Source organism: Dyella acidiphila, from assembly GCF_014863405.1.
GTDB lineage: Bacteria > Pseudomonadota > Gammaproteobacteria > Xanthomonadales > Rhodanobacteraceae > Dyella_B > Dyella_B acidiphila.
Genome location: NZ_JACZZA010000016.1, coordinates 14,315 through 30,589 on the forward strand (window position 1 = coordinate 14,315; position 16,275 = coordinate 30,589).

At 64.5% G+C, this 16,275-nt stretch carries 15 protein-coding genes; 9 read left to right on the forward strand and 6 right to left on the reverse strand.

The features are described from left to right. Window positions 1-42: 42 nt before the first annotated feature. Window positions 43-432, reverse strand: coding sequence for a DUF2946 family protein (locus IGX34_RS20090; RefSeq protein WP_192557536.1), 390 nt, complete (start codon window positions 430-432; stop codon window positions 43-45). Window positions 433-794: 362 nt separating this feature from the next. Here IGX34_RS20090 and panE point away from each other — a divergent pair, with 362 nt between their 5' ends. From panE to IGX34_RS20120, 6 genes are all read left to right on the forward strand, one after another. Beyond that, entirely contained in the window at window positions 795-1,730 is a 936-nt protein-coding gene (panE, locus tag IGX34_RS20095) for a 2-dehydropantoate 2-reductase (protein ID WP_192557537.1), read from the forward strand. A 5-nt stretch (window positions 1,731-1,735) separates the two neighbouring features. Further along, the gene (locus IGX34_RS20100) at window positions 1,736-1,987 is read left to right on the forward strand and encodes a prevent-host-death protein (protein WP_192557538.1); all 252 of its coding nucleotides are present in this window, start codon (window positions 1,736-1,738) and stop codon (window positions 1,985-1,987) included. A 166-nt stretch (window positions 1,988-2,153) separates the two neighbouring features. Beyond that, window positions 2,154-3,968 (forward strand): FAD-binding oxidoreductase, encoded by a 1,815-nt coding sequence (locus tag IGX34_RS20105; RefSeq protein WP_192557539.1) that lies wholly within the window; start codon window positions 2,154-2,156, stop codon window positions 3,966-3,968. A gap of 185 nt (window positions 3,969-4,153) precedes the next feature. After that, entirely contained in the window at window positions 4,154-5,833 is a 1,680-nt protein-coding gene (locus tag IGX34_RS20110) for a hypothetical protein (RefSeq protein ID WP_192557540.1), read from the forward strand. A 388-nt stretch (window positions 5,834-6,221) separates the two neighbouring features. Beyond that, window positions 6,222-7,046: an iron-containing redox enzyme family protein gene (locus tag IGX34_RS20115; RefSeq protein ID WP_192557541.1), complete on the forward strand. Its 825-nt coding sequence runs from the start codon at window positions 6,222-6,224 to the stop codon at window positions 7,044-7,046. 128 nt (window positions 7,047-7,174) lie between these two features. Next, window positions 7,175-9,874, forward strand: a complete 2,700-nt coding sequence (locus IGX34_RS20120; protein WP_192557542.1) for a putative bifunctional diguanylate cyclase/phosphodiesterase — start codon at window positions 7,175-7,177, stop codon at window positions 9,872-9,874. Between the two features lie 192 nt (window positions 9,875-10,066). Here the strand turns inward: IGX34_RS20120 and msrA are convergent, their stop codons facing one another. From msrA to IGX34_RS20140, 4 genes are all read right to left on the reverse strand, one after another. Further along, complete coding sequence (gene msrA / locus IGX34_RS20125) at window positions 10,067-10,750, reverse strand: peptide-methionine (S)-S-oxide reductase MsrA (RefSeq protein ID WP_192557543.1); 684 nt, start codon at window positions 10,748-10,750, stop codon at window positions 10,067-10,069. 67 nt (window positions 10,751-10,817) lie between these two features. Then, a complete protein-coding gene (locus IGX34_RS20130) occupies window positions 10,818-11,033 on the reverse strand; it encodes an RNA-binding S4 domain-containing protein (protein ID WP_192557544.1) in 216 nt (71 codons plus the stop codon). Window positions 11,034-11,035: 2 nt separating this feature from the next. After that, the gene (locus IGX34_RS20135) at window positions 11,036-11,473 is read right to left on the reverse strand and encodes a barstar family protein (RefSeq protein ID WP_192557545.1); all 438 of its coding nucleotides are present in this window, start codon (window positions 11,471-11,473) and stop codon (window positions 11,036-11,038) included. Then, the gene (locus tag IGX34_RS20140; RefSeq protein WP_192557546.1) at window positions 11,470-11,898 is read right to left on the reverse strand and encodes a ribonuclease domain-containing protein; all 429 of its coding nucleotides are present in this window, start codon (window positions 11,896-11,898) and stop codon (window positions 11,470-11,472) included. Before IGX34_RS20140 ends, IGX34_RS20135 begins: the two co-directional genes overlap by 4 nt. Window positions 11,899-12,095: 197 nt before the next feature. Here IGX34_RS20140 and IGX34_RS20145 point away from each other — a divergent pair, with 197 nt between their 5' ends. Then, window positions 12,096-13,766, forward strand: coding sequence for a serine hydrolase (locus IGX34_RS20145; protein WP_192557547.1), 1,671 nt, complete (start codon window positions 12,096-12,098; stop codon window positions 13,764-13,766). A 150-nt stretch (window positions 13,767-13,916) separates the two neighbouring features. Then, window positions 13,917-15,557: an alpha/beta hydrolase gene (locus IGX34_RS20150; protein ID WP_192557548.1), complete on the forward strand. Its 1,641-nt coding sequence runs from the start codon at window positions 13,917-13,919 to the stop codon at window positions 15,555-15,557. A 45-nt stretch (window positions 15,558-15,602) separates the two neighbouring features. Here the strand turns inward: IGX34_RS20150 and IGX34_RS20155 are convergent, their stop codons facing one another. Further along, window positions 15,603-15,788, reverse strand: coding sequence for a hypothetical protein (locus tag IGX34_RS20155; protein WP_192557634.1), 186 nt, complete (start codon window positions 15,786-15,788; stop codon window positions 15,603-15,605). Here IGX34_RS20155 and IGX34_RS20160 point away from each other — a divergent pair. Next, window positions 15,787-16,248, forward strand: coding sequence for a hypothetical protein (locus IGX34_RS20160; protein ID WP_225737650.1), 462 nt, complete (start codon window positions 15,787-15,789; stop codon window positions 16,246-16,248). The two genes, IGX34_RS20155 and IGX34_RS20160, sit on opposite strands and share 2 nt — an antisense overlap. The last annotated feature ends 27 nt before the right edge of the window (window positions 16,249-16,275 follow it).

Genomic DNA, 16,275 nt, shown 5'->3' on the forward strand with positions numbered 1-16,275 from the left:
GCAGACGTTGACAGGGATAACGGCGCCGCGAAGGGCTCCGGATCAGCCGTTGCGCGTGGCTGGCGGTCCGCGCGGACGCGCACTCAGCAGTAGCGTGCTGAAGCTGTTGCGCGGCAGCGTGGTGGAGGGGGCAAGCGTGGGCAGCGCGAGCGGTGCGACCCATATGGCGACACTGCTGCCGACCGTCGGCGTATGTGTCAGCAAGACGCAATAGCCGCAATGCGCGGTGGGGTCGTCCGGATGTTCGGGCATGCCCGGGTGGCCATGGCCGGCATGGCCCATGTCCATGCTGCCCATGCTCATGTCCATCGCGCCCATCATCGGGGCGTCGCTGGCCATGCTGCGCGAGAGCACCGGCATCAACACGACCAGGGCCATGGCGACCAGCGCCATCCATGCCACGAAGCGGTGTTGTGCGGCGCGTTTCGACACGCGAGGGCCCTTGCAGTCGTACAAGCCTGGAGCAGGCTCCAGACATGATGACATCAAAGTACGAAAACGTCATGTGGCGCGCTGTCGCGCGTGTGCGTCATGCGGCTTTATCGCGGCCGTTCGGAGTATTCCGCAATGCGCTTGCAGCGCTGTCGAACCCCCATCAAAGACATGCCTGGGCACGCTGTGCGTGCCCAGGCATGGTCCCCGTCCCCGATGGCAACGCACCTTACACAGGCGTGCGTTGGATGCGCGCGTGTTTGCCGTGAAGGGCGGGTGAGGAAAAAGTTCATGGCTTGCCTCTCACGGTGCCGCGGCGGCGATAATCCAGCGCTGCAATCCAGCCAAAGGCAAGCGCGGTCATGAAGATTCTGATGGTGGGCGCAGGGGCAACCGGCGGTTATTTCGGCGGCCGCCTGCTGGAAAGCGGGCAGGACGTGACCTTCCTGGTCCGCCCGCAGCGCGCACAGACCCTGGCGCGCGATGGCCTGCGCATCCGCAGCCCGATGGGCGATGTGACGCTGCCGTCGCCGCCCACGGTGCAGGCCGATGCACTGGATCGGCATTTCGACTTGATCATCGTCAGCTGCAAGGCCTATCACCTGCCGCAGGTGATCGAGGACCTGGCGCCGGCCGTGGGGCCGGACACGGCGATCCTGCCGATCCTCAATGGCATGCGCCATCTGGACCTGCTCGACCAGCGTTTCGGTGCTGCCCGCGTACTGGGCGGCTCATGCTTTATCGGCGCCACCCTGGATGGTGAGGGCGTGATCCGCCATCTGAACAAGCCGCACGGGCTTACCTATGGCGAGCGCGACGGCTCGCGTTCGCCGCGGGTCGAGCGCATCGAGCAGGCCATGGCCGCGGCGCGCTTCGATCCGCGCCTGAGCACCAGCATCCTGCAGGACATGTGGGACAAATGGGTGTTCCTGGCCTCGCTGGCCGGCATCACCTGCCTGATGCGCGCGCCGGTCGGCGCCATCGTGGCGGCACCCGGCGGAACCCAGGCCGCCCTGGGTCTGCTGGAAGACTGCCACCAGGTCGCCGCAGCCTGCGGCCACCCGCCCAGCGAGGCCTCCCTGCAACGCGCGCGTACCACGCTGACAGAAGCCGGCTCCAGCGTCAGCGCCTCGATGATGCGCGACCTGGAGCAGGGCGCCCAGATCGAAGCCGACCATATCGTGGGCGACATGCTGCAACGGGGTGAGGCTGCCGGCTTGGAACTGCGGGTGTTGCGGGTGGCCTATGCGCATCTGAAGGCTTACGAGGCGCGGCGAGCGAGCGCAACGGGGGGCTGAGCACTATGTCTCGCGTTCCCCGGACAGGCAGCGCACTCAGCATTATCGAACTCGAGCGCGCCCCTGTTGCCGTGATTGAGGCTGCAGGCGGCAAATCGGTGGCTGTGCTTGATCAGTACAACGAGCCGGTTGCTTGCCTCGTTCCGGTGGCGGTCTACAGGCGCTTATTGGAACGCCTGGATGACCTCGGTCTAGCCGAACAGGTCTATGCGCGCGTTGATGAGCGCAAGGTCAGGATTTCCCTGGATGAGCTATAGCCGAACAGCAACACTGCAGATCGGGTCGGAACTAGCCCCGTAGATTCATCCCGCACCACCGCCATTCATCCCCAATTCGCATCCAGCCGTCCCCTCGAACTGGTCTAACCCTTTCGCACGACAGACAGTTGCGTCCATCAAGCCGACGCGAGTGGAGAGGGAAACGATGAACAGGCGCGAGTTGTTAAAGGCGGCACTGGCGATGCCCTTGCTGACCGGCGGCATGGCCGGGAACGTGGTGTCTGCCCTGGCGGGCAGCGGTGCCAAGCTGGCCGGCGGCGTTCGTACCAGGGTGCGGCCGGGCGATCCGGGCTGGCCCTCGCCGGCGCAGTGGGATGGGCTGAAGGTGGCGGTGGGCGGCCGGCTGCTGAAGCTGGAGTCGCCGTTTGCCGATCGCTCCAGTGCGGCCTACGCCGAGGCGATGAAGCATCTGCAGAACCCGTTCTTCATCGGCGACCAGCCGGCGCTGACCCAGACCAGCGGCTGGGCCAAGGCCTGGACCTCGCGGCCCAGCGCCTATGCGGTCGCGGCCGAAAGCGCGGCCGATGTGGCGGCGGCGGTGGCGTTCGCCCGCCAGCATCATCTGCGGCTGGTAGTGAAAGGCGGCGGCCACAGCTACCAGGGCACGTCGGATGCGCCCGATTCGCTGCTGGTGTGGACGCGGCATATGAACCGGGTGACCTTGCACGATGCCTTCGTGGCGCAGGGTGGCGCCGGCATCCAGGCGCCGCAGCCGGCGGTGTCGCTGCAGTCGGGCGCGATGTGGATCGATGCCTACGACGCGGTGACCACGCATGGCGGACGTTATGTGCAAGGCGGCGGCTGCGCCACGGTCGGTGTCGCCGGCCTGATCCAGAGCGGCGGCTTCGGCAGTTTTTCCAAGAACTTCGGCACCGCCTCGGCCGCCCTGCTGGAAGCGGAAGTGGTGACGGCCGACGGCGTAGTGCGCATCGCCAATGCCTATACCCATGCCGATCTGTTCTGGGGCTTGAAGGGCGGTGGCGGCGGCAGCCTGGGCGTGGTCACGCGGATCACCTTGCGCACGCGCGAATTGCCGACGTTCTTTGGTGCGGTGTTCGGTGAAATCAAAGCCTCATCCGACCAGGCGTATCGCGCACTGATCGCCAAGGCGATCGATTTTTACCAACGTGCACTGTGCAATCCGCACTGGGGCGAGCAGATGAAGTTCAGGCCGGACAATGGCCTGCAGTTGTCGATGGTGTTCCAGGGTTTGACCCAGGAACAAGCGAGTGCGGTGTGGGCGCCGTTCCTGGATTGGGTGCGTGCGCGCCAGGAGTACACATTCTCGCGGCCGGTGCAGATACTGGCGCTGCCTGCACAGCATTTCTGGGACGCGGATTTTTTCCGGCAGCATATGCCGAGCGCGATCGTGGAGGACGATCGCCCGAACGCGCCGCGCAAGCATATGTTGTGGGCGGGCGATCACGATCAGGTCGCCTGGTTTATCCACGCGTTCCAATCCGCATGGCTGCCGGCATCGCTGCTGCAGCCGCAGCGTCAGGCCGAGCTGACGGAAGCGATTTTCGCCAGCAGCCGCCATCACTCGATGGAATTTCATTTCAACAAGGGCCTGGCCGGTGCGCCGGCCGAGGCGATTGCCGCGGCGCGCGATACCGCGATGAATCCGCAAGTGCTCGATGCATTTGCGCTGGTCATTATCGCGGACGCGGGCGCCCCGGCCTTTCCCGGCATGTCGGCACCCGACATGGTGCAGGCGCGCAGCAATGCCGAGCATGTCGGCGCGGCGATGGACACGCTGCTGCAGCTTGCGCCGGGCGCCGGTGCCTATGTATCGGAGAGCGATTATTTCCAGCGCGATTGGCAAGCCGCCTTCTGGGGTGCGAATTATCCGCGGCTGGCGGCGGTGAAACGCAAATACGATCCGGACGGCTTGTTCTTCGTGCGTCACGGCGTGGGCAGCGAAGCATGGAGCGAAGACGGGTTTACGCGTCTGGCGTAAGCGGCGGGCGCATAGCATGCAAGGCTTAGCAAAGGCTTAGCTGGAGCGGTTTTTTAGCTGGGATAGTGATTATTTTCACGCGCGGATACGCGCGTGAAAACCTGTAAGAAAAGCTTCATTCATCGTGATTACCGTGGCCGGGTTGTGCCCTGTAGCTCCGTTCACACACTCACCCGGAGATCACAATGAAAAAGAATCTGTCTCGCCGTTTTCGCCGTCGGCATGTAGCGGTTGCGCTTGCCCTCACCACGCTTGCTGCCGGTGTTGCCGCTTACGCCGACGATTTCTCGCACGATCGCAACTTCCATTTCTGGCCAGGCAACCTGGTGGTCAGTCGCAGCGTGTACGACAACAACGCCAGCAATGTGCAGGTGGGCCAGGTGCTGCCGCCCAATTGCCCGAGCGCGAGCGGTGCCTGCGGCGGCGCCAGCGGTGCGCCGTATGACGGCACCTATCCGTATGTATGGAACGACGTGCTTTACGATGCATCCTTCGGCATCACCGCGCGCATTTATCTGGATCAGATCACGCCGGACGGCTGGCTGATCAACACGCTGGAAGTGCCCAATAGCGAGCGCCCGAGTGCGCGCGAAGGCGAGCTGGTGACGAGCTTCAGCTCCAAGTCGGAGCTGGGCCTGCATCTGTCGCTGGATGGACGCTATCTGTCGTTCATGGGCTACGTGGCGCCGGTCAACAAGATCGACGTTTCCAATTCCAATACGCCGCTGGCGATCGATCCGACCAATCCGGATGGGCAGTCGTTCTATCGCGGCGTGGCATTGGTGGATGGCGCCGGGCATTTCCGCTTCACCGAAACCAATACCTATAGCGGCAATAACGGCCGCTCGGCGATCTACAACAACGTAGATGGCGCGAATGTGTTCTACACCGCGGGCAACGCCGGCAATGGCAGCAATCCGCAGCCGGTCGGCGTGATCCAGGGCACCGGCGCGCAGTGGATCGTGCCTTCCGAACTGCCCGAAGCCCTGCAGAACCCCGGCGCCACCACGCCGCAGGCCAGCTTCTCGGTAACTGCGCTGGGCGACAAGGCCGACAAGATCGGCAAGGACGACAACTTCCGCGGCATGACGGTCTACAACAACGTCGTGTATTACACCAAGGGCAGCGGCAGCAACGGCGTCAACACGGTGTACTTCGTGGACACCACCGGCACGGCCTGTCCGAAAGGCGTGGGCGTTCCGGTTGCCGGTGCGCGCTTGCCGTCGGCGCCGCTGTCGTTCAACGCCGCCACGCTGCAACAGGATGGCTTGCCGACCAATATGTGCATCCTTGCCGGCTTGCCGGCGGTGCCGGCCAAGACGGCGACCACCGTGTCCTATCCGTTCGGCATCTGGTTCGCCGACGCCAACACGCTGTATGTGGCCGATGAAGGCGATGGCTATACGGGCGGCACCGACCTGTACACGCACGCCGCGGCGCAGACCACCGCCGGCCTGCAGAAGTGGGTGTTCAACGCGGCCAGCAAGAGTTGGAGCCTGGCCTATACGCTGCAGACCGGACTGAATCTCGGCCAGCCGTATACGGTGCGCAACTATCCGGCCGGCAGCAATCCCGCCACCCAGCTGCCCTGGTCGCCGGCAACCGATGGTTTGCGCCAGCTCACCGGGCGTGTCGACGAGGATGGCAAGGTGACCCTGTGGGCGGTGACGTCCACCATCAGCGGCGGCGGCGATACCGGCGCCGATCCGGACAAGCTGGTGGCGATCCGTGACGAGCTGTCCAACACCAGTGCGGCCAGGGCGGCCGATGAGCACTTCGTCACGCTGCGCACGGCGAAGTTCGGCGAGGTGCTGCGCGGGGTGTCGTTCACGCCGGGCACGGATACGCGTTCAAGCTGGCATTGATTGCTTTGGAAAACCGGCCCTCTCCGTAACCGGGGAGGGTCGGGGCGATGGCTGCATGGCCGAACGCGCGCAATGCTTTTCGAATAACGCCAACGTTTCCCCCCACCGTCATCCCGGCCTGCGCCGGGATGACGGTGGGAGGGCAAATGGGAGCGATTCCCGCAGCCCCGGCCGGCACCTTTGCGCAGCTTCCACATAGCTGAATTCCGCCTGTCGATCAGGCGCTTAAACCCGCACAGGGAGCACCCCCGCCACCAGGAAAAAGTGAAAGTCGCAACCCTTCTCCCGGGCGCCCACTATGGAGGGGCCGGGGCCATCCGAACGAGCTCCGGTGCCGGCTGCATCCGCAGCCGGGATGACCTGATTTACCCCTAAGTGGAGAAGACACATGCACGCACATTTCGAACGCACCGGCCCGCTCACCGAACTCACCAGCTATCCGACCTGGGCCCAGGACCTGGTAGAAGCCTGCGCGGCCACCAAGCAAAGCGTGATTGATCATGAGGTGTGGACGCTGATGCGCGAAGCGCGCCTGGATGCGGCGGGCACGCGCGATTTCATGGTCGGCGTATGGCCGGTGATCGAGCGTTTCCCCGGCTACATGGCGCTGAACCTGCTCAAGACCCGTTACGGCCGCAGCAAGGGCGAGAACATGGCCCGCCGCTGGCTGGTACGCAATATCCGGGTGGAGCAGAATCACGCCGAATACTGGCTCAACTGGGCCGAAGGGGCCGGCGTGGCCGAGGACGAAGTGCTGAATGGGGCCACCCCCTACGGCGCCGATGCCCTGGCCAGCTGGTGCGAGGAGATCAGCCGCAGCGGTCCGCTGGCGGCCGGCATGCTCGCCACCAACTACGCCGTGGAAGGGGCTACCGGAGAATGGTCGCAAAAGGTCTACGAAAGCGTGGCCTATGCCGAAAGCTTCCCCAAGGAGGTAAGGGCGCACAGCTTGCGTTGGCTCCAGCTTCACGCGGCCTATGACGATACTCACCCGTGGGAGGCTCTGGAGATCGTCTGCAGTCTGGTAGGTACTTCGCCCCGTGCGGACGAGGTGGCCTACCTGCAAGAATGCGTCAAACGGAGTTACGTAAGCATGAGGATCACCCTGGATCGGTGCCTGGATGTGCGTCGTGACCCTTGGCAGCTCGCTACCCCTGCGCTGGACGAACCCGCTTTCGACGGGCGCGCCGTGGCCAGCGAGGCGGCTGCTTAAGAAAAGGATGCGGTAGGGCGATACACATCAGCAGCATCTTCATGCAGAGTGGGGGCTGATTGCGGTTTCAAAGAGGCAAGATGCGTATCGCCCGGAATGTCCAGCAACGACCGCTGTTGCGGCGCCTTATGCCCCTGGCATACGGCCTGGCGGCGGTCGTTGGCCTGGTTTTATGCCTGACCTGGGGGGCGCTCCAGGTCCAGGTAACCTTGGCCGGCTTCTTGAACGGCGAAAGCCTGTGGTCGAAGGCCCAGAAACAGACCGTCATCGATCTGTACGCCTACGCCCATAGCGGCGATCCGGCCCGGCTGGCCAGCTTCAAGCGCAACTACGAGGTGGTCCGCACCGACCGCTGGGCGCGCGACCAGATCGCCACCGGCCACTACGACCACCACGCGGTGGGCGAGGCATTCCGGCGTGGCGGGGTGATTCCCGCGGCGATCCCGGGAATGGTCTTCATCCTCGATCATTTCTCCCAGGCGCCGTACATGGCGCAGGCGATTGCCGACTGGCGCTCGGTGGACGGCTCGATCGAAGAGCTCAACACCATTGCCGGCGAACTGCAGCAGGCCTACCAGAACGGCAAGCCGTCGGAAGACCTGCTGGCGGAGCAGGCGATCCGCATCGATCATCTCAATGACTATATCCAGCCGCGCAGCGACGAGTTTTCGCTGGATATCGCGCTGGGCGCCGCCTGGCTGGGCGGCGTGCTGTTCGTGGCGGTGCTGGTCAGTGCGCTGCTGGCGAGCCTGCTGTGGTTCCGCATGGCCAAGCGCATCATGGTCAGCATCCGCGGCACCGAAGAAAAATACCGGCTGCTGTTCGACAGCGCCGCCGACGCGATCGTGATGGTGGACGAAACGCATGGCCGGATCCTGGGCGTGAACCGTACCGCCAGCGTGTGGACCGGGCTCGATCCGCAGGAACTGGTCGGCAAGAACTTCCTGGGCCTGTTCGTGGAAGGCAGCATCCGTGCGGCCGGTTCGTCGACCATCGGCCTGCTGCGTGCGGAAAACGGCGTGGTGCGCACGGTGGAAACGCACAGCAGCCTCAGCACCTGGGGCAACTTGCCGGTGCGCCAGGCGATCATGCGCGACATCTCCGACCGGGTGGCGATGGAGCAGGAGCGCCGCATCGCCTCCGAGGCCATGGCCAGCGTAGCCGAGGGCATCATCATTGCCGATGCCGAGCGGCGCGTGACCACGGTCAACGCCGCCCATACGCGCATCACCGGCTACACCCTGCAATACCTGCAGCACCACCGCTTCGACGAATTGCGCCGCATGCCGGACGGCTCGCCGCTGCCGGCCTCGATCTGGGACATGGTGGCCGAAGGCGGCAACTGGGTGGGCGAGGTGCAGAGCTGGCGCTCGGACGGTTCCTCTTATCCGGAGCTGCTCAGCGTCAGCGCGATCCGCAACAGCGACGGCCGCGTGCAGCACTACGTGGCGGTGGTTACCGACATTACGCGCAGCAAGGCCGACCGCCAGCGGCTGGAATACATGGTGGCGCACGATCCGCTCACCGGCCTGGCCAACCGCAGCGAATTCCAGCGCCATTGCGCACATGCGATCGAGGCGGCGGCGCGCATGAACGGCGCGGCTGCGGTGTTGTTCGTCGACCTGGATGCGTTCAAGGCGGTCAACGACAGCTACAGCCATGCCATTGGCGACCGCCTGCTGGTGAAAGTGGCCCAGCGCATCCGCCGCGAACTGGGCGAGAACGATGTGGCCAGCCGCATCGGCGGCGACGAATTCACCGTGCTGCTGGGCGGCCTGCGCACGCGCGAGCAGGCGGCGCAGTTTGCCAGCCGCCTGTTGCAGAGCCTGTCCGAGCCGATGCTGATCGGCGACTACGAGATCGTGATGAGCGCCAGTATCGGTATTGCCGGCTATCCGCTGGACGGCAGCGATCCGGTGGTGTTGATCGCCAATGCCGACGCGGCGATGTATGCCGCGAAGACGCAGGAACGCAACACCTTCCGTTTCTATACGCCGCTGATGCACGCCGATGCGCGCATGCGCCTGATGCTGGGCGCGGACTTGCGCCAGGCGCTGATGCGCGATGAATTCCACCTGGTGTTCCAGCCCTGCGTGGAACTGCGCACCGGCCGCATCGTGGCGGTGGAGGCGCTGTTGCGCTGGCGTCATCCGGAGCGCGGCGAGCTGATGCCGGATGAATTCATTCCGCTGGCCGAAAGCCTCGGCCTGATCCGCCGTATCGATGCCTGGACCATGCGCGCGGCGTGTGCGCAGATCCGCCAGTGGGACCAGGCCAAGCTGCCCCCGATCCGGGTGGCGCTGAATGCCTCCGCCGCCACCTTCGGCCACCCCGGCTTTATCGAGAGCGTGAAGCAGGCCTTGCTGTCCAGCCAGATCTCGCCCAAGCGGCTGATGTTCGAAATTACCGAAAGCGCGATCCTGCGCCTGGGCGATGCCACCGAACAGACCATGCATGCGTTGCATGCGCTGGGCACCGGCATCGCCATCGACGACTTCGGCACCGGGTATTCGTCGCTGGCCTATCTGAAGATGTCGGGCATCGACTATCTGAAGATCGATCGTTCCTTCGTGATGGATCTGCCGGACAGTGCCAACGACGTCGCCATCGTGGAAGCGATGCTGGCGATTGCCCGCAGCCTGGGCATCTGCACGATCGCCGAAGGCATCGAAACGGCCGCGCAGCATGAATTCCTGATGCATGCCGGCTGCGTGGAAGGGCAGGGGTATTACTACGCGCGCGGTTTGCCGGCTTCGGAAATCGAGCGGATGCTGTCGCCGAATCCGCGGCATGAGACGTCGCGGTTGCGGCTGGTGCCGCCGAAGTAGTCATTGCGCCGGGATGTGTGCTTAACGGCCGTCATTCCCGCGAAAGCGGGAATCCATGTTGCCCTGGAGCATAAAGTCAAAATGGATTCCCGCTTTCGCGGGAATGACGGCAGTGGGGGCGGGGCGATAAGGCGACAGTGCGGTAAGGCGACAACGCGACGAGGCAGCAACACGCCGTCCGCAGCACAACACTTACAGATTCACCTCAACCACCTGCTGCTCCGGCTGATACACCGCCGGGTACAGCCGCTTCAGCCGCGCCACCTTCGGCGCATCGTTGATCACGATATACGCATCGTCCGGATGATTGCGCGCGTAGTCCTGGTGGTAGGACTCGGCCGGATAGAAGCCCCGCAGCGGCTGCACCAGCGTGACAATCGAGGCATCGAACACCTTGGCCGTATCGAGCTGGGCGATATATGCCTGGGCGACTTTCTGCTGCTGCGCATCGGCGTAGAAAATTTCGGAGCGATATTGCGTACCGGCGTCCGGACCTTGCCGGTTGAGCTGGGTGGGATCGTGCGCCACCGCGAAGTAGATCTTCAGCAGCTGGCCGTAGCTGATCACCGCCGGATCGAACACGATCTTCACCGACTCGGCGTGGCCGGTATTGCCCTCGCTGACATCGTCGTAGTGCGCCGTGTCGGCATCGCCGCCGCTGTAGCCGGCCCACACTTGGCGCACGCCGCGCACATGCTCGAATACTTCCTGCATGCCCCAGAAACAGCCGCCGGCCAGCACCGCGGTTTCGCTGCCGTGCGCGGCCGCCTTGGGGGCGTCGACACCCGGATCGGGGAGATTGGCGTTGCCTGCCACCGCGGTGCAGGCGGTGAGGCTGGCGAGGGCAAATGCATAGACCAGGCGGGACGGTTTCATGGAGCCTCCGTAAGCATGCTGATGCCTGCTATTCGCCGGGGTGCAAGCGGAAGTTACGGCCGCCGCATCAGCCGAGTACGCGAATCGCCACGTCGTCCAACTGCACGGTCTGGCCTGCGTGGATCTTGCAGGTTTTGCGCAGCTCCTGCTGGCCGTCCACATAGACCGCGCCGCTGGCCACAATCTGCTTGCCCTGGCCGCCGCTGTCACACAGGCCCACCAGTTTCAGCAACTGGTTGAGTTCGACGTAGTCGCCTTCAAGTTCGAAATCGATCTGTTCCATATCTAACGGTGTGTGGGCAGGGAAATGGGATGTTCGGGCAGGCTCAGGAAAGCGAAGAACGGACGGTTCTGGTCGATCGCGAAGCTGGCCGACTCGTGCAGGATGCCGAGCAGGGTGTCGAAATCTTTGGCGGCGGCCTGGCGCAGGTCGCTGGCATGGTCGAGCAGCAAGGCATGGCCGATGCCGTGCAGCCAGCCCAGGTCGCGCAGGCTGTCCACCAGCGCATCCCAGTTGTGGCCGAAGCCGGCAGGCAGCTTCAGCGCCATGGCCATGCGCCGCAGCAGGTCGCTTTTATCGTGGCAGCCGGCCAGGTCGGCGCGGCAGACATACAGATTGCCTTCTTCCGCCGCGGCGGCGAGCGCGTCGAAATCGGCCGCGTCGACGAAGTACACGCCGCCGTCGTGCGCCTGGGTAAGATCGAGTGCACCTTCCGCGCTCATCGATACACCTGGAACGCCTGGAAGCTGTGGTAGTGATCGCCGGTGTAATAGAACACCGCCGGCGGCGTGCCGCCGGTAATGATGCGGCGCGTGCCGCGATTGCCCGCATCCGGCGTATCGACCGTGTATTCGTGATAGAAGCCGTGCGGCTGCTGCGGCAGCAAGCCTTCGTAATTGCCGAATACGGCGCCGTCCTGGCTATACGGGAAGGGGCCGTGGTGCAGGATGCGCACCAGGGTGTCGCAGGCCTGCGGCGGCATGAACGCCGGCAGGTTCGCGTTGACGGCGGGGCAGTTGTCCTTGGGCAGGCTGACATTGCCCTGCGACACCATCGCCGGCGCACGGGCCGGATGGTTGTTCAAATAAACCAGTACGCCGATCAGGGCGAACAGCAATAGCAAGGGGATGAGGCGTGACCTCGACATCGCGAACTCCATGCGAGCGGCAACGCGCAGTGTAGTGCGTTCCGCGCTGCTATTCGCGCGGCGCATGCATGGCACGCGGCCGTCGGGGCAGCGCGTGGTTCTGGTGTTGCAGTGCGAGGTTGCATCCGTGACTTCCGGCGAGCTTGTCGCAAGGGCTGGGCAAGCTAGACTGCCGCTTTGCCCTGCCCGGAGTCCTCATGGCCCTCTCTTCTTTGTCCCTGCGTCTGGCCGGATGCGGCGCCCTGCTGGTGTTTGCGTCGGCGACGCCGGCCTGGTCGATGGCGGATGCTCCCGCGCCGGATGCGGCGACCGTGCAGCCGGCACCGGACGCGCTGCCGCCGATGCTGCAGGACTTCGATGCGTACATGGACAACGTATGCAAGACCTTCAAGGTGCCGGGCATTGCCGTGGCGATCGTGAAGGACGGCAAAGTAGTACTGGAAAAGGGTTATGGCCTGCGCGAAGCCGGCAAGCCCGATCCGGTCGACGCGCATACGCTGTTCGCAATTGCCTCCAATACCAAGGCCTTCACCGCCGCCGCGCTGCAGATGCTGGCCGAGCAGGGCAAGGTGGATATGGATGCGCGCGTGACGGACTATCTGCCGTGGTTCCAGATGTCCGATCCCTATGTGACGCATGAGATGCGCGTGCGCGACCTGCTGGCGCACCGCAGCGGCCTCAGCCTGGGCGCGGGCGATCTGCTGTACTGGCCGCCGACCAGCTACACCACCAAGGACGTGGTCGAGCGCCTGGCCAAGGTGCCGCTCGCCAATGGTTTCCGCAGCCACTACGCCTACGACAACATCCTGTTCGCAGTGGCCACGCTGGTGATCGAGAAAGTCTCCGGCCAGAGCTATGCCGATTACGTGCGCCAGCATATTTTCCAGCCGGTAGGCATGGACGAATCGCTGATCGACATGACCTATCTGAAGCCGGGCATGGACTACGCGATGGGCCATGCACTGTTCGATTTCAAGGATCTGAAGCCGGTGCCGCCGATGGCCTGGCTCAACGACCCGGGTGCCGGCGGCATCTATGCCAGCGTGCACGACCTGGCCAAATGGATGAACGTGCAGCTGGCCGGCGGCGTATTGCCCGGCAACGACGCCAGCGGCAAGCCGCGCCGCCTGTTCTCGCAGGACAGCCAGAACCAGATGTGGACGGTGCTGACCCCGATCCCGGTCAGCAAGCCGCCGATTCCGGAACTGCAGCCGCTGATGCCGAATTTCTCCGGCTATGGCGAGGGCTGGTTTCTCAGCGATTACCACGGCCAGAAACTGGTCTGGCATACCGGCGGCTGGCCGGGCATGGTCTCGCGCCTGACCCTGGTGCCTGGGCAGAACCTTGGTGTGGTGGTGCTGACCAACCAGGAATCCGGCGCCGCCTTCAATGCGGTGACCTACCGGGTGCTCGATGCCTACCTCAACGCCGCCAACAAGACTGACTGGACGGCGGTGTACGAGAAGGCCACGCAGCACGCGCATGGCGATGCCGACGACAGCTGGAAAAAGCATGAAGCCGAGCGCAATGCAGGCAGCAAGCCTTCGCTGCCGCTGGCCGGTTATGCCGGCACCTACCGCGACCCGTGGTACGGCGACATCGTGATCAGCGACGAAGGCGGCAAGCTGCGACTGCGCTTCAGCAAGACCAGGCAGTTGATCGGCACCATGGAGCCGTGGCAGCACGATGTGTTTATCGTGCGCTGGGACGACCGCGCCTTGAACGCCGATGCCTTCGTCAATTTCGCGCTCGACGACGATGGCCATGTGCGCGAGGTGCGCATGCAGCCGATTTCGCCGCTGACCGATTTCAGCTTCGACTTCCAGGATCTGCGCCTGGTGCCGCTGAAAGAGGCGAAGGCCGATTGAGATTGAACAGCCGGTCATGCGCGGGGCCGCCGTAATGTTTGGCCCCGTCACCCCGGCGCAGGCCGGGATGACGGGATGGGGCAGGTCGGCGGGTAGGGCATGACGGGTTCGATCGGACTGGACATTCACGCAAGTTCATAGGGGATATTCATGCGTCAACGTCAATTTGTCTTGGCTGCGTTGCTTGGCGCCGGCCTGCTGGCCGGCATGTGCGGATGGGCGCGACAGGATGTGCCGAGCGTTCCCACGCACCGCTTCTTCCACGTGCAGCTTGGCGCGCATGAAACGCAGCCAGTGTCGGGACGCCTGCTGCTGTTCGCCATGGATGCGACGGCGGCCAAGGCGCAATCCAAGGGCGGTCCGGTGACGGACATCGATGCCGACCCGTTCCATCCCAACGGAACGGCGATTGCCGCGGAGGATATCGATCGCCTGGTGCCGGGGCAGATGGTCGATATCGATGCCGACCGGCTGGCGTTCCCCAGCGCGTGGTCGAAACTGCCGCCCGGCGACTATGCCGTGCAGGCAGTGCTGGACGTGCATCACGATTACAACTATTCCGGGCGCAGCGCGGGCGATCTGGTCAGCAGCGTGGTGAACGTGCACCTGCCGTCCAGCGAGATTCCCAGCCTTAGCCTCGACCAGACGGTGCCGGCGCGGGATCCGTGGCAATTGCCGGCGTCCATGCCGCAGCAGCTGCGCGACGGCGCCGCCGCAGCGCGCGAACATTCGCAGCTGGTGGATTTTGTCAGCCCGTCGCTGTCGGCATTCTGGGGGCGTCCCATCCATATGCTGGGCCGGGTGCTGTTGCCGCCCGGCTACGATGCTGCAGGCGCCGCGCACTATCCCACCGTGTATTACACGCATGGTTTCACCGGCAACATCGATCGTTTTGCACGCGTCATGGCCTATGTCGAAAACGGCATGGCCAGCAAAGCGATGCCGCCGATGATCTGGGTGTTTCTGGATGAGTCCAGCGCCACCGGCACGCACGAGTTCGCCGACTCGGTCAATAACGGACCTTGGGGCCAGGCGCTTACCACCGAACTGATTCCGTATCTGGAAGCGCATTACAAAATGGACGGCGGTGCGAACGGCCGCTTCCTCAACGGCCATTCCTCCGGCGGCTGGGCCACGCTGTGGTTGCAGACGCGTTATCCCGCGGTGTTCGGCGGTACCTGGTCCACCTCGCCCGATCCCAGCGATTTCCACGACTTCACCGGACCGGATCTGTACGCGCCGCATGCCAACGTCTATCGCAAGCCGGACGGCACGCCGTGGCCGCTGGTGCGCGACCAGGGCAAGGTGCTGGGAACCTTCGAGCAGTTCGCCAAGATCGAGCGCGTGCTCGGCCCTTACGGCGGCCAGATGGCCTCGTTCGAATGGGTGTTCTCGCCGCGCGGCAAAGATGGCCGCCCGCAGCCGATGTTTGATCGCGATACCGGCGATGTCGATCCGGCGGTGGTGGCGTACTGGCACGATCACTACGACATCGCGCACCGTCTGCAGGAAAACTGGCCGGCGCTGAAGCCGGACCTGGATGGCAAGATCCATCTTTACGTAGGCACCGCCGATACCTTCTACCTGGACGGTGCCGCGCACCGGCTGCAGGCCGTGCTGGACGGTCTCCACGCCCATGCCGAATTCCGCTTCGTGCCGGGCCGCACCCATTTCGATCTGTATAAGGAAGGTGACGATTCCTTTGCATTGCTGCGGCAGATCAGCTGGGCCATGTACGGTGTGGCCCGCCCGGGTGCCAGGCAGCCGGCGTCCGCCAGCCAGTCCCCGTGACTGGCTAGGCACTTTCGTACGTCGGCGTATTGATAAATCTGATTTTCAGGCATAGTTACCGCCGCAAACGTCGTCGGTGACTGGCGTTTGGGGGTGTCGTTTCTGCCGAGGCGGCACGGCGGGAACGCCGTTCATCATGGGCGGCGCGCTTCCTGCATCGGGGCATTTCAAGCTGGAGGGAATCACGATGAAATCATTTGGGTTGATCGCAGTATTGGCGGCCGCGTTCATGGCTGCCCCGGGAGTCTATGCACAGTCAGCCGCACCGGCCGCCGGTAGCACCACCACCGTAACCTGCAAGGACGGCACGACGCAGTCGGTCACCACCACCAAGGGTGCCTGCCACGGGCACAAGGGCATCGACAAGTCGGCCACCAGTGCGGCCGGCTCCAGTTCGGGCAGCAGCAGCGCCGGCAGCAGCAGCGCGAGCAGCAACAGCTCGGCGTCCAGCGCCGCCGCCGCGCCTGCCGCCGCCAGCAAGTCGACGGCAGCATCGAAGTCCGCACCGGCCGCCACGCCGGCTGCCGGCGGTGGTCCTGGCCAGGTATGGGTGAACACCGGATCCAAGACCAAGGCGTATCACTGCCAGGGCAGCAAGTGGTATGGCACCACCAAGCAGGGCAAGTACATGAGCACGTCGGATGCGCAAGCTGCCGGCTACCACGCCGCCAAGGGTGAAAAGTGTTCCTGATGTAATGCAAGCACGGGTCATTTCGAC

What these genes read in the sequence shown, in the direction of transcription:
- panE (WP_192557537.1), top strand. Translation starts at nt 795, where the DNA reads ATGAAGATTCTGATGGTGGGCGCAGGGGCAACCGGCGGTTATTTCGGC.
- IGX34_RS20100 (WP_192557538.1), top strand. Translation starts at nt 1,736, where the DNA reads ATGTCTCGCGTTCCCCGGACAGGCAGCGCACTCAGCATTATCGAACTC.
- IGX34_RS20105 (WP_192557539.1), top strand. Translation starts at nt 2,154, where the DNA reads ATGAACAGGCGCGAGTTGTTAAAGGCGGCACTGGCGATGCCCTTGCTG.
- IGX34_RS20110 (WP_192557540.1), top strand. Translation starts at nt 4,154, where the DNA reads ATGAAAAAGAATCTGTCTCGCCGTTTTCGCCGTCGGCATGTAGCGGTT.
- IGX34_RS20115 (WP_192557541.1), top strand. Translation starts at nt 6,222, where the DNA reads ATGCACGCACATTTCGAACGCACCGGCCCGCTCACCGAACTCACCAGC.
- IGX34_RS20120 (WP_192557542.1), top strand. Translation starts at nt 7,175, where the DNA reads ATGCCCCTGGCATACGGCCTGGCGGCGGTCGTTGGCCTGGTTTTATGC.
- msrA (WP_192557543.1), bottom strand. Translation starts at nt 10,750, where the DNA reads ATGAAACCGTCCCGCCTGGTCTATGCATTTGCCCTCGCCAGCCTCACC.
- IGX34_RS20130 (WP_192557544.1), bottom strand. Translation starts at nt 11,033, where the DNA reads ATGGAACAGATCGATTTCGAACTTGAAGGCGACTACGTCGAACTCAAC.
- IGX34_RS20135 (WP_192557545.1), bottom strand. Translation starts at nt 11,473, where the DNA reads ATGAGCGCGGAAGGTGCACTCGATCTTACCCAGGCGCACGACGGCGGC.
- IGX34_RS20140 (WP_192557546.1), bottom strand. Translation starts at nt 11,898, where the DNA reads ATGTCGAGGTCACGCCTCATCCCCTTGCTATTGCTGTTCGCCCTGATC.
- IGX34_RS20145 (WP_192557547.1), top strand. Translation starts at nt 12,096, where the DNA reads ATGGCCCTCTCTTCTTTGTCCCTGCGTCTGGCCGGATGCGGCGCCCTG.
- IGX34_RS20150 (WP_192557548.1), top strand. Translation starts at nt 13,917, where the DNA reads ATGCGTCAACGTCAATTTGTCTTGGCTGCGTTGCTTGGCGCCGGCCTG.
- IGX34_RS20160 (WP_225737650.1), top strand. Translation starts at nt 15,787, where the DNA reads ATGGCTGCCCCGGGAGTCTATGCACAGTCAGCCGCACCGGCCGCCGGT.
- IGX34_RS20155 (WP_192557634.1), bottom strand. Translation starts at nt 15,788, where the DNA reads ATGAACGCGGCCGCCAATACTGCGATCAACCCAAATGATTTCATCGTG.